We start from the raw sequence: 454 nt of genomic DNA, 5'->3' as shown, positions 1-454 counted from the left end.
CTGCCATACGCTCGCGCTGCAAGCCTGGAAAACCGCTGATCCGTTAAGGAGCCCTATGCGCGCCATACCGCTCCTTACGTTATTGCTCAGTGGTTGGTTTGCACTCCCCGCCCATGCCGACGAAGCCCAAGACTGGCTGACTCGACTTGGGCGTGCAGAGCAGCAGCAAAGTTTCCAAGGTACGTATGTCTACGAACGTAATGGCAGTTTTTCTACCCACGACATCTGGCATCGCGCCCAGAATGGCCAGGTCCGTGAGCGGATCTTGCAGCTTGATGGTTCTGCCCAGGAAGTCGTTCGCGTAGATGGCCGCACTCAGTGCGTCAGCGGCACTCTTGTCGCCGGCCTGGGCAATTCGCGTGATGCGCCCTCGCGCGCCCTCGATCCGCAAAGACTCAATCAATTCTACGAACTGGCCGTTATCGGAAAGTCTCGCGTGGCCGGTCGTAATGCA

General features: G+C 58.4%; 1 protein-coding gene. It reads left to right on the top strand.

Annotation, left to right across the window (positions count from 1 at the left end):
- Positions 1-55 precede the first annotated feature (55 nt).
- On the top strand, positions 56-454 hold a 399-nt coding region (locus FCS21_RS16085; RefSeq protein WP_281279984.1), incomplete at its 3' end, for a sigma-E factor regulatory protein RseB domain-containing protein.

The sequence above is a fragment of the Colwellia ponticola genome (assembly GCF_005885605.1).
GTDB classification, from domain to species: Bacteria; Pseudomonadota; Gammaproteobacteria; order Enterobacterales; family Alteromonadaceae; genus Colwellia; species Colwellia ponticola.
This window is presented reverse-complemented; position numbering and strand designations above follow the sequence as displayed.